Origin of the sequence: Acinetobacter sp. ABJ_C1_1, from assembly GCF_044684115.1 — a bacterium.
In the GTDB taxonomy this organism is placed as follows: domain Bacteria; phylum Pseudomonadota; class Gammaproteobacteria; order Pseudomonadales; family Moraxellaceae; genus Acinetobacter; species Acinetobacter nosocomialis_A.
Map to the genome: position 1 here is coordinate 22874 of NZ_JBITPU010000003.1, position 21544 is coordinate 44417.

A 21544-nucleotide genomic window follows, 5' to 3' on the forward strand; every position below is an offset into this window, starting at 1 on the left:
AAATTAATAGCACATTCTTTGTTATTTAAGGACTTTGATTTGAACCGCTTTTGTAAGGTATTTAATTTTTATGTTAATTGAAGAGTGTAATAGTTTCATAAATAAATTTTGATACAAAGCAAAAAGCCTATTCTAAAAATAGAATAGGCTTTCTACTGTATTTCAGGATTAAGCAGTATTATTAATTGCTTTATGCAATCTTATTTATCTTTAAATACAATTCCAATGTATTTAATGCTGAACTTTTAGTCAAGATGGGAAAGGGATCATTTGCAATTAATTGGTCATTCTTGTGATGAGATTCACATTTTATAATTGGGCAATAAAAAACGCCCATTTCTACTTCTCATAAAGAAATGGGCGCATGTGAAAACCACTAAAGACCTGAAATACCAAATGTTCTTACATTTAGTAATATCGATTCTAATTAATTTACCGAATGGTTGACAATTAAACTATTTGTACTTTTTCTAGTCATTTCGGCCAATAAAAAATGCAAAATAATTCGCTATTTTTAATATGTTTAGCAATAAATTATTTACTTAGAATGCGATTTAGTACGGTTAACCAGTTAGAAAAACAAATTTTTTCTATAGTCTCATTTGAATAATGCCTTTTTTGCATTGCTTCAATGAGTAGTTGTAGCCCCCTCACATCTTCAATTTCATGGCTAATGAGTGCTCCATCAAAGTCGGAACCAAAACCGACATGATCTTCCCCCATTTGATCTATTAAATATTCAAGATGCTCTAAAAGTACATCAATGGATGTGTTAGCATCACGTTGCCCGTCTTTACGTAAAAAAGCCACATCAAAATTTACCCCAACTATGCCTTTAGAGTCTCTGATCGCTTTGAGTTGGTCATTTGTTAGGTTTCTGGCTTGTGGACATAAAGCATGGACATTCGAATGAGTCGCGACAATTGGCTGCTGAAGAATGTGAGCTGTATCCCAAAAAGCTTTTTCATTCATATGGGAAACATCAATCACCATTTTTTTATCAGCACAGCGCTTTATAAATGCTTTGCCCTCGTGTGTAAGGCCAGCTCCCGTATCGGGTGAATGGGGAAATTTAGCGTTTAAACCATGTCCAAAACGACTGGGTCTATTCCAAAGCGGTCCAATGCTACGAAGCCCTGCATCATAAAATACATCGAGTAAATCTGGATTGTGCTGTAATGCTTCGGCGCCTTCCATATGCAATACAATGGCTAACTTTTGTTTTGCTAAACAGTGCTGAATATCCTGAACAGTTGTGCAAATTTGAATATCATTAGAATATTCAGCCAGTTGTTTTGCTAAATCGAGTTGTTCCAGACAAATTTGTTCAATTTGCTGTTGTGTGAAGTCAGATGAAGTTTGGTCAAAAAGCTTATTAGGATGGTGCTGCTGAACATAGGCAAAAGGTGGCAAGAAAATAGCAAACATACCGCCAACAAAGCCTGCTTCTTGACAGCGTTTTAAATCGAGATGTCCCGCTAAACGTTCCTGAATAAAAGCTTGAGCAGGATTGCGATGATCGCTTAACCACAGACGCGTTAGTGCATCGTTATGACCATCAAAAACAGGAACTGAGCAATGATTCATATTTACGTTCTCACCGCTATTCATCTGCAATATTTTGAACAGGAATGTTTTGCTGAACTATAAATTGCTTTGAATTTTTAGTATTACGGAACACCAGTTTTTCTAGAGAGGAATCAAGTTCACTCTCGGCACGTGCCTGTTCAATCAGCTGATGATATGGCGATTTACCGCAGACAGGGTCTGCATTGCTTGCATCACCTGTTAACATATAGGCTTGGCAACGGCAGCCGCCAAAGTCACGGTCTTTATCTGGACAACTACGGCAGCCTTCTGGCATCCATGCATCGCCACGGAAGTGATTAAAACCGGTAGACTCATACCAGATTTTTGATAGGCTTTGTTCACGAACATTTGGGAAAGAAATAGGCAACTGTCTAGCGGCGTGACAAGGCAAAGCCATACCATCTGGTGCTACCGTAAAGAAAATTTTACCCCAGCCATTCATACAAGCTTTTGGTCTTTCTTCGTAATAGTCAGGGACTACAAAAATAAGTTTGCAAGGATGATTTTGCGCTTTTAACTTGTCGCGATATTCATTGGTAATACGTTCGGCACGTATGAGTTGTTCTTGTGTCGGTAATAAACCCTGACGGTTTAAAAATGCCCAACCATAAAACTGACAAATTGCTAACTCGACTGTATCTGCATTAAGTTCTAGACAAAGTTCGATAATTTTATCAATTTGGTCAATGTTATGCCGATGGATCACAAAATTAAGGACCATCGGATAATCATATTTCTTAACAAGTCGGCACATTTCATACTTTTGTTCAAAAGCATGTTTCGAACCTGCCAAGGCGTCATTAACAACTGGGTCACTTGCCTGAAAGCTAATTTGAATATGGTCTAGGCCAGCTTGTTTTAAATGGGAAATACGCTGTTCGGTAAGTCCCATACCAGAGGTAATTAGGTTGGTATAAAACCCGAGTTGGTGCGCATGCGCCACAAGCTGTTCCAGATCTTGACGTACTAAAGGTTCACCACCCGAAAAACCGAGTTGTACAGCACCCATTTGACGTGCTTGATCAAAAACATCAAACCACTCTTGAGTGGTCAATTCATTTTTGTGCTGTGCGTAGTCTAAAGGGTTCGAACAATATGGACATTGTAGCGGACAACGATACGTTAGCTCCGCTAGTAGCCATAGGGGTAAACCAACACCATTGGTCATATAAAATCAATCCAGTGCTGTTGCTGGGCAACTAACATGTAATCAATGACATCGTTGTCAATTTCGGCTATATCACCAAATTGTTGCTTGAGTTGGGCAATAATGGCAGAAACGTTATTTTTTCCATCAATATACTGTCCAATGGCCCCTGCACTTTCATTTAATTTGATCATGCCTTCAGGATATAAAATCACAAAGCCATTTTGAGCGGGTTCAAATTGAAAGCGATAACCTTGTCGCCATGTCGGCACAAGATTTACATCAAATTGTTCTTTATTCATTTAAATAGTCCTTTGTGCCATACCCGTTCTTTGGTCACGCTATGATACGGTGCTTCATTGTGTACATACGCCAGTGTTAAGGCATCTAAAATGCTCCATAAAATATCCAGTTTAAACTGTAATATTTCCAGCATTCTTTGTTGTTGTTCATGTGTGGTAAATGAATCAAGTGTGATTGTTAAACCATGTTCAACATCACGGCGTGCTTGACTTAAACGAGAGCGGAAATATTCATAGCCCTTGTCATCAATCCAAGGGTAATGCTGTGGCCATGACTCAAGACGAGACTGATGAATTTGAGGCGCAAATAATTCGGTTAAAGAGCTGCTTGCTGCCTCACGCCATGATGCACGGCGTGCGAAATTTACATAGGCATCTACGGCAAAGCGTACACCCGGTAAAACCAATTCTTCGGAAATAACTTGTTCACGGCTCAAACCAACAGCTTCTGCTAAACGTAGCCAAGCCTCTCGGCCACCACCGTCAGGATATTCACCATCTTGGTCAATCATGCGCTGAATCCATTCCTGACGTACGCGTTGGTCTGGGCAATTTGCCATGATCGCGGCATCTTTGAGTGGAATGTTGATTTGATAATAATAGCGATTTGCAACCCAAGCCTGAATTTGTTGCTGAGTCGCTTTACCTTCATACATCATCACATGAAATGGATGATAGATATGATAATACTGACCTTTATCAATAATGGCCTGTTTAAATTGTTCTGTTGTTAAAGCTTCAGGTGTTTGGGTCATGTTTCACCTTAGAGTTCGATCTGCATGCCGTCATAGGCAACCTCTACACCATTTGCCTTTAGTTCGGCAAACTGAGCGGAGTCTTCATTTAAAATCGGATTTGTATTGTTAATATGAATTAGTACTTTTTTCGGTGTATTGAGTTGGTTCAAATAAGACAACGAACCACCTTCACCACTAATATATAAATGCCCCATTTCACGGCCAGTTTTTTTACCTACACCGGTTTGTTGCATTTCATCATCGGTCCAAAGTGTACCGTCAATCATGACACAATCTGAATTTTGCATAATCTGCATGATTTGATCGTCAATCTTTCCAAGCCCTGGCGCATAAAACAACTGTTTTTGTGTTTTGTGATCTTTTATGATTAAGGCAATATTGTCGCCCTCATGCGGGTCATGGCGATGTGGCGAGTATGGTGGTGCAGCGCTTTGAATAATTAAAGGTAAAAATTCTAAATTTTCGAAACCATCAATTTGAAAAGCTTGTTTAGGATTAATTTCATTGTATTGAAGACCGCTATTCCAATGCTTCAACATGTTAAAGACTGGAAAACCTGTGATCAGGTCTTGATAGACCATTTCAGTACACCACACATTCATTGGACAGCCTTCGCGTAAAGTTAACAGTCCAGTGGTATGGTCAAGCTGGCTATCCATTAAAATAACGTTGGTAATGCCCGTGTCACGTAATTTACGCGCAGGTTGAGCTGCTTTAAAGTCAAATAATTGCTGGCGGATATCTGGTGATGCGTTTAATAAAATCCAGTCTACGCCGTTTTCTGAAACCGCAATTGAAGATTGAGTACGTACTTTGGCATTAATCGTACCGGTACGGACACCATGACAATTAGGACAATTACAGTTCCACTGAGGGAAGCCGCCTCCAGCTGCTGAACCTAAAATATAAATATACATAAAATTAATATCTTATTAGAAAGACATAAGCCCTAGAACAAAACTAGGGCTTATGACAGATTTGAATAGAAATAATTAACGTGCTTCAAAGTACATTGTTACTTCAAAACCAATACGTAAATCAGTGAAAGCTGGTTTTGTCCATTGCATAAATTTTTCTCCAGTCAGGATTAATCTTGTGAAATGAATCACTTGATCAAATCTTATAAAGCAATTAAAAATTTATTCTAATTAAAAATGTCACGTTTGTAGATAAGCTTGGCACAAGATATTGTTCGATAATTGTGTTTTTTGTCCAAATTTTAATAACTCCTTATCAATCAAAGGCGATTAAAAGGTCATAGCAGATGTATATTCTGCTATGACAGATGTTTTACACGGCTAAGTTCATTAAGTGTTGCTGCGCAATATAAAGCTCTTGCCCCTCTTTAGGCTGACATTGCACCCAAGTTCCATCGGCTTGTAGTTCCCATGCTTGACGATTATCTTTTAGATAATTGTTTAGCCCATCTTCAATCACTTGTTTCTTTAATTTTTTACTTTCGATTGGGAAGCAGGTTTCGATACGCGAGAACAAATTACGTTCCATCCAGTCTGCACTAGCGCAAAACACTTTTGTATCACCATCATTATAAAAATAGTAAACCCGAGTATGTTCTAAATAGCGTCCAACAATTGAACGTACTCGAATATTATCGGACAACCCTACAACTTGTGGTCTTAAACAGCAAATTGAGCGAATAATTAAATCAATTTGTACACCCGCTTGAGAAGCTTTATAAAGCGCGCTAATGAGCTGTGGTTCAGTGAGTGCATTCACTTTAATGATGATATGTGCCTTCTTGCCAGCAAGACGATTTTTAATTTCCTGCTCAATAAGCTCTAGCAACTGAGAGTGCAAGGTAAAAGGTGCATGAAAAAGTTTTTTAAGCTTCGCCATTTTGCCCATACCAGTCAGTTCTTGGAAAATCTTATGTACGTCTTCACAAATTTCAGCATCACTGGTAAGCAGGCCAAAATCGGTATAAATTTTGGCATTCACCGCATGATAATTGCCTGTACCTAAGTGGACATATCTTTTCATTTTGTCTTGTTCACGGCGAACGACCAAAATCATTTTAGCGTGAGTTTTATAGCCAACAATGCCATACACTACAACCGCGCCCGCTTCTTGCAATACGTTGGCTACTTCAATATTGGACTCTTCGTCAAAACGTGCCCGTAACTCAATGACCGCAGTAACTTCTTTTCCATTACGTGCAGCTTCTGCAAGAAGTTGAACGATTTCCGAGTTGGCGCCACTACGGTATAAGGTTTGTTTAATTGCCAAGACATTTGGATCTTGTGCAGCCTCACGAAGAAACTTGATAACAGGTGCAAAAGAATCAAATGGATGATGCAGTAAAACATCGCCTGCTTTTAACACATCAAAAATTGGCTTTTTGCTATAGAGGAGTTTTGGTAAAACTTGTTGATACGGTTTATAGCGTAAATCTGGCAAATCAAAGTTTGAAATAAAGCGGGCTAAGTTGACAGGACCATCGACGTAATAAAGATGTTCTGCATCTAAATCGAATTGCTCTAATAAATAGTTAGCAATTTCTTCAGGACATTTTTTTGCTACTTCCAAACGAACCGCTTGGCCAAAACGGCGTGAAGACAATTCACCCTTTAAAGCTGCAGCTAAGTCTTCTACATCTTCAGAAACGGTTAAATCGGCATTTCGGGTTACGCGAAATTGGTGGCAGCCCGTCGCTTTCATGCCGGGAAATAAATCTGAAATGTGCTGATGAATAATAGCCGAGAGCAGAATGTAATGCTCTGCACCACCAGAAATATGTTCTGGAATTTTAACAAGTCTTGGTAACGAACGCGGTGCCGGTACAATAGCTAAATCAATTTGGCGTCCGAAAGCGTCTTTACCTTCCAAAGTCACAATAAAATTAAGGCTTTTATTGACCAATCTTGGAAATGGATGCGCAGGGTCTAAACTAATTGGAGTAACTACAGGTTGTACTTCTTTAAAAAAGTACTCTTTAATCCAGTCTTTATGCTTTTCTAATATATCGCCGTGCTGAATAAAGTGAACGCCATAACCTTGTAGCTGTGGCAACAACGTATAATTTAAAATGTTATATTGCTCTTCAACGGCTTCATGCGCATTTTTCGAAATTTGCTTTAATACTTCTACTAATGGCAAACCTTCTGGCCCAGTTGCTTGACTCATTAAGCTAATTTTCTGGATTAAACTTGCCACACGGATTTCGAAAAACTCATCCAGATTGCGCGAAAAAATGATTAAAAAATTTAAACGTTCAAGTAATGGGTGTTCAATATCTTTGGCCTGAGCAAGCACTCGCTTATGAAACTCTAATAAAGAGAGTTCTCTATTAATATATGTCTCTAAATTATGCTGGTTTGAGCTAGATAAAGTTGGTAATGATGTCATTCTTGACTCTTATAATTGATAAAAAGTGAACATGAATAAAAAAGATTAATTTAATAATGTATAACCGATTTTATTCACCGGACATTTTGTAACTGTTTTATTGCAAATTCATGAATTTTTTATGAAAACCTTAAAAATTACGATCTATTTTAGCGCCTTATCTATTTCCTTTTGATCTTGCTTATCTACCATCATCTTAGCATTATTTTTTTAAAGATCATCTGATTTTGATTAAGATTTAGTTTTCATCAAATATTCACACAGTATGCGTATTTTTTATGTATCTTAATTCACCAATTGATAAAAAATGACGACTTTAAATATATTATTTAAGACAACATCTTTATGTCTGGCAATGGCTTTATTAGCCGGTTGTAATGATAATAATGACAGTGATTCAAATACATCTGTGCCACGAACTAACCAGACTGTCGATATTTTAGCTTTTAATGACTTTCATGGAAATTTAGAACCGCCTAAACGCTACGTTGATGCAACTAACCCAAATGATGCATCTCAGACAGTACGTATTCCAGTTGGGGGTGTGAGTTACTTTGCAGACGCAATTAAGAAACTTAGAGCTCAAAACCCTAATAATGCTGTTGTTTCAGCGGGTGACTTAATTAGCGCTTCCCCACTCACTTCTTCACTATTTTTAGATGAACCTACCATTGATGTCATGAATGATATTCAAATTGACTTTAATGCTGTGGGTAACCATGAGTTTGACCGCGGTACAGATGAGTTACGTCGTTTGCAAAATGGTGGTTGTCAACAATATACAAGTACAGCACCCTGCCAAATTAATAAAAACTTTAGTGGTGCAAAATTTAATTTCCTTGCCGCAAACGTCGCGATGAAAAACGATGCAAGCAAAACGATTTTTCCAGCCTATAAAGTCAAAACTTATGGCGGAATTCCGGTTGCATTTATTGGTTTAACGCTTAAAGCGACTCCAAGTATTGTGTCTGCGGCGGGTATTAAAGACGTTGAGTTTCGTGATGAAGCCGATACGGTAAATGCCCTAATTCCTGAACTACAAAAACAAGGCATTCAGGCATTTGTGGTGGTAGTCCATGAAGGTGCAGCACCAAGTACTAAGCTTAATCAAAAAACATGTGATGGTTTAAGTGGGCCTATTTTAGGTATTTTAGATCGCTTAAATCCGGCAGTTGATATTGTTGTTTCAGGTCACACGCATCAATCTTATATTTGTGACTATGCAACTAAAAATCCGGCTAAACCGTTCTTACTTACTTCAGCTGGTCAATATGGCACACTGATTACCGATATTAAGATTGAGCTAGATGGTAAAACCGGCGACATCATTAAAAAAGATGCTAAACAAGTTCCGGTTCAAAGTGAGGCCTATACTTCAGGTACCACCACTGTAAACCTTACAGATCTTTATCAAAAATTTAGTAAGACACCAAGTATCGAAGCGATTTTAGACAAATACCGTCAAGCAGTAACGACTATTTCTGGGCGTGTGGTAGGAACGTCTACTGCCGTTGTGAGCCGTACTCAAGTCGAAAGTGGTGAAAGTCCACTAGGCGATATGATTGCTGATGCACAGCAAGCCTCTGCTCTTAAAGCAAGCGATCAGGGTTCGGACTTTACACTCATGAACCCAGGCGGTGTGCGTGCCGACCTACTGATTAACAGCAGTAATCAAATTACCTTTGGTGATATTTTTGCGGTTCAGCCTTTTGGTAACTCTATTGTGACACTAAGTTTGACCGGTAAACAAATTCGAGATGTACTTGAGCAGCAATGGACGGGTGGAAATGCAAGCTCACCTAAAATTTTACAGCCGTCTAAAGAGTTAAGTTATCAATATTCAGCAAATACAACAGCTTCACCGAGAGCAAGCAATATTATGATTGCTGGTTCCCCATTGGTTGACACCAAGGTATACCGTGTAACAGTCAATAGCTTCTTGGCAGATGGTGGTGACAACTTTACGGTGTTAAAGGATGGCCAGAACCGTGTTGGTGGTGGTCAAGATATTGATGCCTTTGAGAGCTATATTACTAAAAATTCGCCGTTAATTATTCCGGCTACAACCCGAATTAAAGTCATCAAGTAATTGATTGAGTGACGTATAAAGGACAGTACGAAGCTGTCCTTTATTTTTATATGAAAATTTAAAAGAAATTTTTATTCAGTATAGAGATTAAGTTCTACACTGCTGATGTCTGCTCCAGTATTTGCAAAAATAATATCTATAATTTCGTGCAGTAGTTCCTTCACTTTTTCATGTTCAAAGCTTGAAGTTTCTGCTGTTTTTAAGCAAATCAGATTACAACTCATTTTGTCTTTTCTGAGTTTATAAATACTTTTACTTTTTCCCAAAAACACTCTTTTGACGAGTTTACGATTTTCAAATTCAGATAAAATTCGGTAAATGGTCCCTAGCGTAATTTTATATTCATTTTTAAGTTGTGCATAAATACTATCTGCACTTAAGCCGTGAGGGTTCTGATTTAAAATTTCAAAAACCTGTATTCTCGATTTTTTTATCGGTAGTCCATTTAATAATGATTTTGATATTGTCGTCATGTTAATTAACCTTAAAGATTAGAAATATAGAAAGTTTTAAAATTATTTTGTCTATATTTACCTGAAAATTATGGATATTTACTCACTAAAAAGCTCAAAGCCTATTCCCCTATGAATAAGCTTTGAGTCTAGATTTAACTTAGAAACTATAAGTCGCTTTCACAAAGTAATTGCGGCCATAAAGTTTGGTATTAAAGGTTTTGTTTTTATCTTCCAAGTCAACATCGGTCAGGTTTTTTACACCGTAGTCCAGTGTTAAACGTGGCGTAATGGGAGATGTAAACGTGATGTCATAGGTCGTATAAGCTGGTAATTCTTTAGTCGCTGAGTACATTTGTTTGCCGACATAACTCACGCCTGCATTTACACGGAAGTCTTGAACTGGTGCCCAGGAAATAGAGCCATTGGCAAGCCATTCTGGTCGTTCGGTTAAGTCTTTACCTGTAGTTTTGTTTTTCGCATCCAGATAAGTTGCGTTTGCCTTAACACCTAAATTGTCAGTGAAATCATATCCACCGTTGAGTTCCACACCTTTGAGTTCTGCGCGGCTCACATTGGTCCAGATTTTTCTAAAATCACCTACTAAACGCGGGTCACCATCACTTAAGGTAATGGCTTCAATTAAGTTCTTTACATCGTTTTGGAAAACCGTAACACCAGCGTTCCAATTTGGACGGGTCACAATTAAGGATGCTTCATAATTTGTGCTTTCTTCTGGCGCTAGGTTTGGATTACCTCGAATATGACAGCTGCCACCACATGAAATCATCGAGTAGTTAATATCTAGCTGAGCAGGAGCCGGAACTTTATAAGCTTGTCCCACGCCACCTTTAAGTATGACTCCTTCAGCGAGTTGATATGCTAAATAGGCTTTACCCGTCGTTTTACCATCAAAGTCATCAAAGTCGTCGTAACGACCACCTAATGTTAGGGTGAGTGCATCATTAATATGGGTATCGTTTTGCACAAAAATGCCGTAGCTCTTTTGCTGATTATTTCCAGTCCCGATATAACTTACAACATCTGTAATTTTCTGATCTTTATAATCGAAACCAGCAGTCGTGTTATTCATGAGCCAGTCAAAGTTGGCAAAAGCACGGCCAATTAAATTTTCTTGTTTATAGTGACGGCTTTGCGGCGCATCGTACTCACTATCATAGTCATAAATTTTAGCAGTTTCTTTTCCAATATAAGCTTCTGTTTTCCCCCAGCTCCATTTTCCGCGGTGAGCAATTCCTACATTGGTACGCTTCATTTCCGATTCTTGAATTGAGGTCGCAGCATCTTGAGTAAGCGGGCGTTTATCGTTGTTATAGCCCAAATCTAGGTCTAAAGTTTGTTGGTCATTAATATTCCAGCTTAAAGTACCATTTACGTTTTTGGTGTCTTTTTCTACAAAATATGCACCATCTGGATCTGGCTGGCCTTTTCTATACCACGCATCACGGTTATAGGCGTCACCTGCCAGAGTAAAACTTAAATTATCGGTTAAACCACCGTATAGGTTAAATCCATAACGGTACTGGTTTTTACCATCGCCTCGGTCAGCCCGGTTATATTGACCAAAAATAGAACCGTGTAATTGTCCATCTTCTGCTTTTTTAGTAATGATGTTAATGACACCGCCCATCGCATCTGCGCCATAGAGTGATGACATAGGCCCACGAATCACTTCAACACGCTCAATGCTATTTAAAGGAATTGCGCTCCAGTCAAAGTCATTGCCTCGCCACATGGCGCCATTAGATGACATGCGCTTACCATTTAAAAGAATTAAGGTGTAGTTCCCCGAAGTATTCAACATTCCTCTTATAACGATTTTATCTTGCCCACTGTTATAGTTATAAACCCCTGCTTGTTTTTGTAAAACGTCGGCAAGGCTAAGTGCTGCACTACGTTCAATATCTTCACTTGTGATTACACTAATTGATGCAGGTGCTTTATCTACATCTTGTTCTTTTAAAGCAGCAGAAACCACAATAGTTTTAAGTTTTTGAACTGGTTCACTATTACTCTGCTGTTCACTATCTGTATTTGCTTGAACGGCGAAAGGAAGCAGTGTTGAGAGAGCGACCACCAGCGCCTTTTTCGTTAATGTCATTTCTCGGTCCTTATACTTTATAACGATTACCATATGATAATTGTTATCATTTATGATATGCCGAGCATGATAGCCCCATGACTTTTATTGTTCAAGATAAAAGTAATTATTATTTATATAATGATAATCATTATTGTTTGTTTGATTTAAAAAAGTTAATATTACAATTTGGTGTGCCTAAAAACCTATTGAAAACAAGCTTAAAGTAGACATAACAATGCTCTCTCGATTTTTTATTTATCATCCCATTTTTGTATCTGTCATTGCCATTACTATTCTTATTTTTGGTTTTTTCTCTATTCGGGCAATGCCAGTTGAACGTTATCCAAACCTTGCTCCCCCAAGCGTTAGAGTGGTTGCTAACTACCGTGGCGCCTCGGCTGAAACAGTTGAAGAAAGCGTAACGCAGATTTTAGAACAACAAATCAAAGGACTAGATAACTTACTCTATTTCACATCAAATAGTGAATCTTCAGGAACGGCCAGTATTGATATTCATTTTAAAATTGGTACAGATATTGATAAGGCACAACTGCAAGTACAAAACCGGATTAACAGTGCATTAAACCGTCTCCCCGAGCAAGTACAACGGCAAGGGGTAAATATTTGGAAAACCACAGGTGATATGCTGTTAATTGTGGGTCTATACGATGAGACAGGTAAAGCCAGCAATATCGAATTATCGGACTATATGGTCAATCACTTTGAACAACCACTCTCACAATTGCAAGGAATTGGTGAGGTGGATGTGTTTGGTTCAAGTTATGCCATGCGTATTTGGTTAAATCCAAATCAGCTTAGAAATTATCAACTTATGCCGAGTGATATTGAACAGGCACTTGAAGATTACAATACTCAAATTGCTGCTGGCTCAATTGGTGCCATGCCTTCGGCTTCTGACCAGAATATTTATGCCAAAGTTACTGCAGGTTCTCGGCTAAAAACAGTCGATGATTTTAAATCGGTTGTCGTTAAAGCGAATGTAGATGGCAGTCTGGTTTATTTAAAAGATGTTGCGAGAGTCGAGTTAGGCGCCGAAAATTATGAAAGTATTAATACGCTAAATGGCTACCCTTCTGCTGGTTTGGGCATTTCACTTAGTCCCGATGCAAACGCAATTGAAACCTCTGGTCTAATTAAAGCAAAAATTGAACAGCTCAAGCAGCATCTACCCACTGGATATAAAGTAGTTTATCCGCGGGACAATACACCGTTTATTGAAGAGTCGATTAAACAAGTCATCATTACTTTGCTTGAAGCAGTAGTTTTAGTCGTCATTGTGATGTATCTCTTTTTACAAAATTGGCGCGCTACACTTATTCCAACCATTACTGTACCTATTGTGATTTGCGGTACCTTTGTTGTGTTGTATTTATCTGGAATGAGTATTAATACACTTACCCTGTTTGCACTGGTTCTAGCAATCGGATTATTGGTCGATGACACGATTGTCGTAGTTGAAAATGTTGAACGGCTTACGCATGAGCAACAATTAAGTGTTCGGGATGCATGTTTAGCATCGATGCAAGAAATTAGCGGTGCATTGATGGGTATTACCTTGGTGTTAACTGCAGTATTTATTCCGATGGCTTTTTTTAGTGGTTCAACGGGTATGATTTACCGCCAGTTTTCAATCACCCTAGCGGCTGCGATGTTGTTATCTTTATTGGTAGCCATGTTTATTACGCCAGCTTTGTGTGCTGTCTTACTAAAAAAACAAATTCAAAAACCTAAATGGGGACAGAAGCTTGAGACTTTGCTTGAAAAAATTAAAGTTGGTTTTAGTTTTTTAGCAACAAGTTTAATCAAATTTAAAGCACTTTCATGTCTTGTCGTGTTGGCTTTGGTCGCTGTTTTAATTGTGATTTATCGTAGTTTACCGACGAGCTTTATTCCAAATGAAGATCAAGGTTTATTGGCTGTGCCTTATAGTTTGCATAACAGTGCGTCTATGAGCCAAACACAAGAAGTAGGTAAACTGGTTAATAACTATTTCTTTGAGCATGAAGCCAAAAATATCAATACCGTACTTGTAGTGAATGGACAAAATTTTTCAGGTAGCGGTCCAAACTTAGGTATGGCCTTTGTTTCATTAAAACATTGGAATGAACGTAAAGGCGAAGCCAATACTGCAAGTGCTATATATGAGCGTGCACAAAATTACTTGCAAAAAAACTTACCGGCTAAAGTCATGGTAGGTATGCCTGCAAGTGTTTCTGGTTTGGGCCAATCTGATGCCTTAGAACTTTGGCTCAGAGATGTAAATGGTCAAGGACGCAATGAACTCATTAAACAATATAAAGCTTTAGAAAAAGAATCTCACAATTACCCTGCGTTTGAAAATTTAAGTCCGCTTGTAGATGAAAATAAGGCTGAAGTTTTTATTCAACTCGACCAGAATAAAGCCAAGATATTAGGGATTGATCAACAAGCGATTCGTTCAACTTTATCGACTGCTTGGGGTGGAAACTATGTGGGAGATTTTGTTGAAAGAGGCAAAATTAAACGAATCATTATGCAAGGTGATGCTGAATTTCGCTCTAAACCTGAAGATTTAGCTTATTGGCACGTCCGTAATAATACAGGTGGAATGCTTTCTCTTGCGCATTTTGGACAAAGTGAGTGGACTGGTGGTCCAGAAACACTAACAAGATTTATGGGACTTGCTGCAATACAACTTGAAGCAAATGTTAGTTCTGGCTTTAGCTCAGGTCAGGCAATGCAACAGTTAAGTGATATGGTGAGTAAACAGTCTGGTGTAGATGTCGCATGGAGTGGTCTCTCGTTACAAGAGCAGCAATCCAGTCAGCAAGCCTTATTCTTATACATTATCTCTATTTTATTTATTTTCTTATGTTTAGCTGCTTTATATGAAAGCTGGAAAGTTCCTTTTATTATTTTATTAGGGCTTCCTCTAGGCATTACCGGAACTATTGTATTTGCTCAAATTTTTAACTTACCAAACGATGTGTATTTCCAAATAGCATTACTAACAGGTATTGGTTTGTCTTGTAAAAATGCAATTTTAATTGTGGAGTTCGCAACTAAAGCCATAAAACAAGGTAAAGGTTATGTTACGGCCGCATGTGAGGCTCTAGCCCTGCGCTTACGCCCCATTTTAATGACATCTTTAGCTTTTGGTGCGGGCGTCATTCCCCTTGTCGTTGCTACAGGTGCTGGTGCAGTGAGTCGCCATGAAATTGGTATGAGTGTATTTGGCAGTGTGATTATTGGAACCTTACTGGTCCCTGTATTTACAGTATTTTTCTTTGTTTTGGTACATAGTTTACCGGCTTTGCAATGGTCGCTTGGTCGTGTATTTAGATATAGAAAAGATCATTCCTCTTTATAAAATAAAAAAGCAGATCAATGATCTGCTTTTTTATTGTTTAAATTTAAGCGACTAGTTTCTCAATCCATACTTCTAAAGTTGGTTGTTCTGCTAAATCTTCAAAGCTTACCTGTGCACCATAAGCTTGCCATTTACCCACTAATGTCATAAGGCGAACCGAATCAAGTCCAAGCATGAGTAAATCATCATTTAACTGAATGTCTGATGCTGGAATCTGAAGTTGTTCACTCACTGCTAAAACAATACCTTCTTCAGTGAGTGGTGATGCAGCTTGTTCAAGCGCCCAAGCTCGTGTGACTTGCTGAGTTGTCATGACTTGCCCACAACGAGTACTTGTATACTTTAAAGCCATATCGTGTTCTTCACGGCTAAAGTCAGCAAGTGCATCTCCGCATAAAAACGGCTGAATATTTAGCATAAAGGCTTCTGCGGCACTCATAAGGCAACCAATATGGGCATAGACACCACAAATGATGAGTTGATCGCGGTTTGACTCACGCATAAGTTGTTCGAGTGGAGAAAATTTAAAAGCGCTATAACGCCATTTTGTTAAGACAGTATCATTTTTATCAGGCGTAATTTCCGGCAAAATTTGGGTAATATATGGATCATCTTTTAGACCTGTTCCCCAAAAGTCTGTTAATAACTGGCGATGTTCAGGTGTCTGGTTACCAGGCTGTGCAGTATAGACGACAGGGATATTAAACTTACGTGCAGTTTCAATCAGTTCTTTGGTATTTTTAATGAGCTCTGGAATAGGCGCTTGAGTTTGATCATAAAAATCTAAAAAATATTGCTGCATATCATGTACTAATAAAACAGCACGATCAGTATGCAACTGCCAATGTGTTTTATTCGCTGTAAATTCGTGCGCTTGTGGCATGCTGTAACTGGCAATTTTAGGAATACTCATCAAATTTTTCCTTTTTTATCTTTAAGCAAGAACATTGGTGTTGGTTTCAAATTGTTGACGTAATCTTTTTTTGTCGATTTTTCCAAAGGCTGTATATGGAAATTGCTCGATAAATTCGACTCGATCAGGAATTTTGTAGGTAGCAAGTCCATAATCTTTCAGATGTTGACGAACTGACATTGCAAGGCGAATTGGGTTCGGATCATCGGTTTGTGCTTGCCATGCAACAAAAGCACAGCTCTTTTCACCCATAATCTCATCAGGCATAGCAACCAGTGCTGCTAAACGAATTTGTGGATGAGTTAATAAAGCTTGTTCAACCTCTTCGGTCGCAATTTTTTCACCAGCGCGATTGATTTGTTCTTTTGAACGCCCTTCTACAACAATGCAGCCATCTTCTCGAATACGTACTAAATCGCCTGTTCGATAAAAACCATCCGGTGTGAAAGAACGTGCATTATGCTCTGGTGCTTGATAATAGCCGCGAATAGTATAGGGACCGCGAGTCAGCAAATGCCCTACTTCTCCAGCTTCTACCGGCTGATCATTATCATTCAGTACTAAAATTTCATCATCTGGCGAGATTTTTAAACCTTGGGTATGGATAATCTGCTCTTTCGTCATGTCAAAATGGGTGTAATTCACCAGTCCTTCAGCCATGCCAAAAACTTGTTGTAGATTGACTTGAAACTCATCAATCAAGCGTGTGGCAACTGCATCGGGTAAACGTGCTCCTCCGACTTGTAAGCAACGTAGAGTCGACAATATTGGATCTTGATCTTTCGCTGCTTTATCCATCCAAGGTCGAACCAAAGCAGGAACCAAGCAAGCATCAGTTACACCGTGTTTTTTGATCAATGAAAAAGCAGTTTCAGGGCTTGGATCAGTTCCTAAAACCACAGCCCCGCCCGAATGAAAAATACCTAAAGAACCTGCCGAGCTCATTGAAAAGTTATGTGCCGCAGGTAAAACCATGAGTAAACGTGATGACTGATTAAGACGGCAGATTTTCGCGCTCTCACGTACGCTATATAGATAGTCGTCATGGGTCCGTGGAATCAGTTTAGGAACACCAGTACTTCCACCTGAAAGTTGTAAGAAAGCAACCTGATCTGCCGTAGTTGGCGAGATGGCTTCATCTAAAATATGGGTTTCTTTTAATAGATCTTGAATAGCTACATATTTGTCGGCATTTCCGAGGACAAATATATGTTGTAAGCAAGGAGCAGTTTGCTGAAGCTTTTCGGCGAGCTCTCGGTAGTCAAATTTTTGTGCACCAAAATCAGCACAGAAATAAGCTTTTGCTTGAGTTTGTTTAAAAAAACTACTGAGTTCTGCAAAGCGATGTGCAGGTAAAGACATCACAGGTAAAGCACCAAGCCGAATCAGTGCAAAAAATAAAACATAGAACTGATAGTGATTTGGCATCTGTACAACTGCTTTATCACCCGCTCTTAGTCCATGTTGATGTAAATGGCTTGTACAGTAATCAACTAAATGATCAAACTCAGCATAACTAACGGCTTTATCACCATCATATACTGCTATGTTTTTCGGGTATTTTTGAGCACTTTCACGCAAGAAATCACTCAAGTTTTGTCCAAGCCAATAACCTTTTTTACGGTAAATCTCAGCAAATTCTGCTGGATATGGCACTGCACCATCCAGATAAACCTGTGTTGTCATGTGTTTGGTCCTTGTATTGGCAATTGATTGGGTGAAATCTGGAATCCGTCCAGCATAGTGCGAAATTTAGCGGCAGTTTCAGCATGTTCAGCTTGTGGTCGAGAAGCTTCAACAATTCCTGCACCGGCAAATAAACGGGCAATGTTCTGATAAATTCGGGCACAGCGAACAGTCACCGACCATTCACCATTACCTTGTTCATCTGCCCAACCCATAGTTCCTGCAAATAATTCACGGTTAAATGGTTCAAGTTGCTGAATTAATTCTTTAGCAATCGGACTAGGCTCCCCACAAATTGCAGGTGTTGGGTGTAAACGTTCAATTAAGTCAAAAACATGTGTATCAGCTTGCTTAAGTTCGCCAGTAATGTGTGATGCCAAGTGCCAAAGGCGTTTGGTACGAATCAAAGATGGTTGTTTAGGTACTTTTAACTGCTTACAGAAAGGTGTGAGTTCATCGGCAATCATTTCGATGACGAGTGCATGCTCATGTTGATCTTTTTGTGAAGCAAGTAATGCTCTGGCGTTATTTTGGTCTAGGGTTGGATCGTCATCACGAGCCAATGTGCCAGCAACCGGTTTACTCCAGATTTTTGTATTTTGCTTTGCAATTAAAAGTTCGGGGCTTGCACCGACAAACCATCCTTCACTTTGAGGATGCCTCGCGACTGCATAGTTATAGCCTTCGGGATTATGCTTGGCTAAGTTATAAAATAAGTCCGAGACAGGAATATTTTGTTCAAATTCAAGTTGTAGAATACGAGCAAGTACGGCTTTATCAAGTTTTTTTTCTTGCATTTGCTGAACTAAATACTCAACTTGCTGTTGGTAATGTTCACCTAAAGGGAAATAATCCGCCTTTTCTAAAGATAAAGAACCAAAATCAATATCAGACTGTGCATAGAGTACTTTCTGATAGATTTTTGCATTTTGCATCAGCATTAAATTGACATCGGCTGCCGAGCAAAATGGTAGTCCACCCATAATCTTGACATCTTTATAACCGTCATTCATTGCAAGTTCTAATTGAGCTCGTGCTTCATCTAACCAATCTTTTAAAAGGCTATTTTTAGCGACTTGAATATCTCGTAATTTTTGATGACTATTGATGGTGTATTCTGGCGTTGTGAAAATAAAACCTGCGTCATTTCCACAATTTAAAATTTCTTGGGCTAATGCAACGCGGCTTTCAGTAAAATTTTCTCGTTGGATAAAATACGGATGCTGTGCCGACATCTCGCAACTCCTTATACAGTTATTTTGTTGTAATGAATGAATGTTTAAACGCCTAAAGTGGCTCCTCCATCAACCACAATTTCTTGCATGGTAATTTGTGCAGCTTGATCAGAAAGTAAAAAGCTGACCGTATTCGCAATATCTTCAGGCTGGGCTAATTTTCTTAAGGGAATGCCTGTACGGTATTGGCTTAAATCTCCATCGATTACCGCAGGCGGAGGTGAATTATCTGTCCAGAGCTGCTGCTGCATTTGAGTTAGCGTAGAGCCTGGGGAAACAATATTAAGCCTTACTTGGTGGGGTGCGATTTCAAGCGCAAGATTACGGCAGTAATGGCTCAGTGCAGCTTTACTCGTTGCATACATGCCAAGTTGTATACGTGGCATACGTGAACTGTTCGAACTAATCGTGACAATACTTCCCTGCTTTTTTTCACAAAAGTGCTTGGCAAGTTGTTGACTAATTGCGATGGGTGCCATGACATTTACAGCGAAAAGTGTTTGCCAGTCTTCTGTCTTTGCTTCAAGCATAGAACGCATAATCAATACGCCCGCCGCATTTACTAAACCCGTTACGCTATGTTTGTTTAAAATATCTGTAATGAGCTTCGCTGTTGTTTCTTGATCAGTAATATCTTGCTGAAAGCCATGCCAACGCGATATTTCACTGCTTTCTATCTTTTGTGTGATTTCCCATTGTTCGGGATTTTCCTGTCGGTCGATGCCGATCACTTGATACCCTTGCTGCAATAATTTTTTTGTAATAGCAGCTCCAATACCTCTTGCAGCACCTGTGACTACGATGGTAGAGCTCATGTTTTACTCCAGTTTGACTCGAATAGTAAATTCCGCCACATAATTGCAAATAATTATCATTATTATCAAGTGCGATAAATATCAAACATAAGATTACAATCTAAATCAAGTTATTTATTAACCAAGAATTAGACTTATTTTATTGATTTTTAATAATTTTAATAAAACCTGTCTTTTTTTATTGATTATAATGATAATTGTTTTCATTTACTAATGAGAATCATTTTGTTAATTTGACCGCGCTTTCTTGTCGAGATGGACTCAAAATGAAGCCATTTTCTCATCCCTTACATCCCCTATTTCAACAACTCAATGTTGGGAGTGAGGTCTGGTGGAATACCGTTAAAAAAATAGGTAGTCCGCTAGTTAACCTACAAAAAAATAAAGCGCTCTGTACCTTTGTTTGGCGTGGTCCTGAGCCTAAAGAAAGTATCTTTGTCTATATTGATATTTATTCACAAAGCCCTTCTATCTATCAAAAGTGGAATCGTTTTAGCCATATAGCTGGAACAAATGTGTACTTCTTTGAAATAGAGCTGCCCTTAGCTTGGACTGGTAGTTATGTTGTAGTGACCGCTAGTGAAGAAGCGCCAGAAACAGATTGTGCGGCAACACGACGCTCATGGTGGCAAAAGGAGCTTAAACAAAATGCTCAAATTGACTCATTCAATCAACATCAGTTTTATACGGGACATCTGGCCCGATACATCAATCAAATTCAACTCGAAAACACAAAATCTTTCATAGACGATTGCCCAATTACAAAGACATTTCAATGGTCAAGTCGCTTATGCCAACAGGACTATTTGGTCGACATTTTTATTAGTCATCAATCAGCTCAAGAAGTCTTGCCACTCGTCATATTGCTTGATGGCCAAATCTGGAGTCGAGAGCTTTCAATTCTGCCCGAAATTCAACATTTGACTATTTCAAACAAGATTCGCCCAGCAGTTTATGTTTTTGTTCATAGTTTAAATAGTCAACAACGCCAACAAGATTATGGCTGCCATGATGCATTTAGTCAGGCGTTGGTTGATGAACTCATTGAAATACTCTTAAAAGAATATTCTTTTATTTCTAAAACAGAAATTACGTTATGTGGTCAGAGTTTAGGTGGATTATGCACTTTACATAGCGCTTTGCTGTTTCCGACCATTTTTACTTCGCTGATTTTGCAATCTGGATCTTATTGGTGGTCAGATTTTTCAAACAGTACTTTAGGGCAAAAACACAAAGGTAATATTTTAGAACTGCTTCAAAACGTATCTCATCAATTATCAAAAACAACTCGAATTTATATCAGTGCCGGCACGTATGAAACCGATATGCGGGACGATGCCCTTCAGCTTTATCAACAATTGCAATCATTCAATCAAGTGAGCTTTCACACTTTTCAGGGCGGACATGATGCCGTGAATTGGCGTACTGACTTGCTTAAGGCATTGCAAAAAACTCTTTCACTATAACCATTTGTTTCATCAAGGATAACAATATCATGAGCAACTTACAGGAAAACTATATTAATCCTTTCGATAATGAAAGTTTGTCTTTTCAGGTTTTAAAAAATCAACAAGGTGAGTTCAGTTTATGGCCTGCTCAACATCAGGTGCCATCGGGGTGGGATGTTCAGCATGGACCGGATACACGGGCTTCGTGTATTGCATATGTAGAAAAGCACTGGCTTGCAATTAACCCCTTTCAACAAGCGTAAAGGAGT

Annotated in this window: 17 protein-coding genes and 1 pseudogene; 4 read left to right on the forward strand and 14 right to left on the reverse strand. The window is 38.8% G+C overall.

The features are described 5' to 3' along the window. Positions 1-534: 534 nt before the first annotated feature. From ACG59Z_RS05865 to ppk1, 7 genes are all read right to left on the reverse strand, one after another. Entirely contained in the window at positions 535-1587 is a 1053-nt protein-coding gene (locus ACG59Z_RS05865) for a dipeptidase (protein ID WP_400198361.1), read from the reverse strand. A gap of 16 nt (positions 1588-1603) precedes the next feature. Beyond that, the gene (gene pqqE, locus ACG59Z_RS05870) at positions 1604-2758 is read right to left on the reverse strand and encodes a pyrroloquinoline quinone biosynthesis protein PqqE (RefSeq protein ID WP_400198363.1); all 1155 of its coding nucleotides are present in this window, start codon (positions 2756-2758) and stop codon (positions 1604-1606) included. Then, a complete protein-coding gene (gene pqqD, locus ACG59Z_RS05875) occupies positions 2755-3039 on the reverse strand; it encodes a pyrroloquinoline quinone biosynthesis peptide chaperone PqqD (RefSeq protein WP_039253697.1) in 285 nt (94 codons plus the stop codon). Before pqqD ends, pqqE begins: the two co-directional genes overlap by 4 nt. Then, the gene (gene pqqC / locus ACG59Z_RS05880; protein WP_077163918.1) at positions 3036-3794 is read right to left on the reverse strand and encodes a pyrroloquinoline-quinone synthase PqqC; all 759 of its coding nucleotides are present in this window, start codon (positions 3792-3794) and stop codon (positions 3036-3038) included. The genes pqqD and pqqC overlap by 4 nt, the downstream gene beginning before the upstream one ends. Before the next feature lie 8 nt (positions 3795-3802). After that, positions 3803-4714 carry a pyrroloquinoline quinone biosynthesis protein PqqB gene (gene pqqB / locus ACG59Z_RS05885; RefSeq protein WP_400198366.1) on the reverse strand — a complete coding sequence of 304 codons (912 nt, stop codon included), beginning with the start codon at positions 4712-4714 and terminating at the stop codon, positions 3803-3805. Positions 4715-4789: 75 nt separating this feature from the next. Then, the gene (gene pqqA, locus ACG59Z_RS05890) at positions 4790-4864 is read right to left on the reverse strand and encodes a pyrroloquinoline quinone precursor peptide PqqA (RefSeq protein WP_001982218.1); all 75 of its coding nucleotides are present in this window, start codon (positions 4862-4864) and stop codon (positions 4790-4792) included. A 223-nt stretch (positions 4865-5087) separates the two neighbouring features. Further along, positions 5088-7163, reverse strand: coding sequence for a polyphosphate kinase 1 (gene ppk1, locus ACG59Z_RS05895; protein ID WP_400198367.1), 2076 nt, complete (start codon positions 7161-7163; stop codon positions 5088-5090). A gap of 307 nt (positions 7164-7470) precedes the next feature. Between ppk1 and ACG59Z_RS05900 the strand changes: the two genes are divergently transcribed. Beyond that, positions 7471-9252: a bifunctional metallophosphatase/5'-nucleotidase gene (locus ACG59Z_RS05900; protein WP_400198368.1), complete on the forward strand. Its 1782-nt coding sequence runs from the start codon at positions 7471-7473 to the stop codon at positions 9250-9252. Positions 9253-9323: 71 nt separating this feature from the next. Here ACG59Z_RS05900 and ACG59Z_RS05905 read toward each other — a convergent pair whose 3' ends face one another. After that, positions 9324-9725, reverse strand: a complete 402-nt coding sequence (locus tag ACG59Z_RS05905) for a transcriptional repressor (protein ID WP_400198370.1) — start codon at positions 9723-9725, stop codon at positions 9324-9326. Between the two features lie 139 nt (positions 9726-9864). Beyond that, entirely contained in the window at positions 9865-11826 is a 1962-nt protein-coding gene (locus ACG59Z_RS05910) for a TonB-dependent receptor plug domain-containing protein (RefSeq protein WP_400198372.1), read from the reverse strand. 217 nt (positions 11827-12043) lie between these two features. Here ACG59Z_RS05910 and ACG59Z_RS05915 point away from each other — a divergent pair, with 217 nt between their 5' ends. After that, positions 12044-15178, forward strand: a complete 3135-nt coding sequence (locus tag ACG59Z_RS05915) for a multidrug efflux RND transporter permease subunit (RefSeq protein ID WP_400198374.1) — start codon at positions 12044-12046, stop codon at positions 15176-15178. A gap of 43 nt (positions 15179-15221) precedes the next feature. Here ACG59Z_RS05915 and ACG59Z_RS05920 read toward each other — a convergent pair whose 3' ends face one another. The 5 genes and pseudogenes from ACG59Z_RS05920 to ACG59Z_RS05940 form a co-directional block, all read right to left on the reverse strand. After that, on the reverse strand, positions 15222-15410 hold the full coding sequence (locus ACG59Z_RS05920) for a phosphopantetheine-binding protein (RefSeq protein ID WP_400198623.1): 189 nt from the start codon (positions 15408-15410) through the stop codon (positions 15222-15224). A 30-nt stretch (positions 15411-15440) separates the two neighbouring features. Then, a pseudogene (locus tag ACG59Z_RS05925) lies at positions 15441-16091 on the reverse strand (isochorismatase family protein); the annotation flags it as partial. A gap of 21 nt (positions 16092-16112) precedes the next feature. Beyond that, on the reverse strand, positions 16113-17777 hold the full coding sequence (locus ACG59Z_RS05930; protein WP_400198376.1) for a (2,3-dihydroxybenzoyl)adenylate synthase: 1665 nt from the start codon (positions 17775-17777) through the stop codon (positions 16113-16115). Further along, positions 17774-19012 carry an isochorismate synthase MenF gene (locus ACG59Z_RS05935; protein ID WP_400198378.1) on the reverse strand — a complete coding sequence of 413 codons (1239 nt, stop codon included), beginning with the start codon at positions 19010-19012 and terminating at the stop codon, positions 17774-17776. Before ACG59Z_RS05935 ends, ACG59Z_RS05930 begins: the two co-directional genes overlap by 4 nt. Before the next feature lie 44 nt (positions 19013-19056). Continuing rightward, complete coding sequence (locus ACG59Z_RS05940) at positions 19057-19827, reverse strand: SDR family oxidoreductase (RefSeq protein ID WP_174764941.1); 771 nt, start codon at positions 19825-19827, stop codon at positions 19057-19059. 266 nt (positions 19828-20093) lie between these two features. Between ACG59Z_RS05940 and fes the strand changes: the two genes are divergently transcribed. Together fes and ACG59Z_RS05950 are read left to right on the forward strand one after the other, a co-directional pair. Next, positions 20094-21293, forward strand: coding sequence for an enterochelin esterase (fes, locus tag ACG59Z_RS05945; RefSeq protein ID WP_400198380.1), 1200 nt, complete (start codon positions 20094-20096; stop codon positions 21291-21293). A gap of 29 nt (positions 21294-21322) precedes the next feature. Further along, entirely contained in the window at positions 21323-21538 is a 216-nt protein-coding gene (locus tag ACG59Z_RS05950; protein ID WP_013197941.1) for an MbtH family protein, read from the forward strand. Positions 21539-21544: the final 6 nt, after the last annotated feature.

What these genes read in the sequence shown, in the direction of transcription:
- ACG59Z_RS05900 (WP_400198368.1), top strand. Translation starts at nt 7,471, where the DNA reads ATGACGACTTTAAATATATTATTTAAGACAACATCTTTATGTCTGGCA.
- pqqD (WP_039253697.1), bottom strand. Translation starts at nt 3,039, where the DNA reads ATGAATAAAGAACAATTTGATGTAAATCTTGTGCCGACATGGCGACAA.
- pqqC (WP_077163918.1), bottom strand. Translation starts at nt 3,794, where the DNA reads ATGACCCAAACACCTGAAGCTTTAACAACAGAACAATTTAAACAGGCC.
- ACG59Z_RS05940 (WP_174764941.1), bottom strand. Translation starts at nt 19,827, where the DNA reads ATGAGCTCTACCATCGTAGTCACAGGTGCTGCAAGAGGTATTGGAGCT.
- ACG59Z_RS05935 (WP_400198378.1), bottom strand. Translation starts at nt 19,012, where the DNA reads ATGTCGGCACAGCATCCGTATTTTATCCAACGAGAAAATTTTACTGAA.
- fes (WP_400198380.1), top strand. Translation starts at nt 20,094, where the DNA reads ATGAAGCCATTTTCTCATCCCTTACATCCCCTATTTCAACAACTCAAT.
- ACG59Z_RS05910 (WP_400198372.1), bottom strand. Translation starts at nt 11,826, where the DNA reads ATGACATTAACGAAAAAGGCGCTGGTGGTCGCTCTCTCAACACTGCTT.
- pqqE (WP_400198363.1), bottom strand. Translation starts at nt 2,758, where the DNA reads ATGACCAATGGTGTTGGTTTACCCCTATGGCTACTAGCGGAGCTAACG.
- ACG59Z_RS05905 (WP_400198370.1), bottom strand. Translation starts at nt 9,725, where the DNA reads ATGACGACAATATCAAAATCATTATTAAATGGACTACCGATAAAAAAA.
- ACG59Z_RS05865 (WP_400198361.1), bottom strand. Translation starts at nt 1,587, where the DNA reads ATGAATCATTGCTCAGTTCCTGTTTTTGATGGTCATAACGATGCACTA.
- ppk1 (WP_400198367.1), bottom strand. Translation starts at nt 7,163, where the DNA reads ATGACATCATTACCAACTTTATCTAGCTCAAACCAGCATAATTTAGAG.
- ACG59Z_RS05950 (WP_013197941.1), top strand. Translation starts at nt 21,323, where the DNA reads ATGAGCAACTTACAGGAAAACTATATTAATCCTTTCGATAATGAAAGT.
- ACG59Z_RS05915 (WP_400198374.1), top strand. Translation starts at nt 12,044, where the DNA reads ATGCTCTCTCGATTTTTTATTTATCATCCCATTTTTGTATCTGTCATT.
- ACG59Z_RS05930 (WP_400198376.1), bottom strand. Translation starts at nt 17,777, where the DNA reads ATGACAACACAGGTTTATCTGGATGGTGCAGTGCCATATCCAGCAGAA.
- pqqB (WP_400198366.1), bottom strand. Translation starts at nt 4,714, where the DNA reads ATGTATATTTATATTTTAGGTTCAGCAGCTGGAGGCGGCTTCCCTCAG.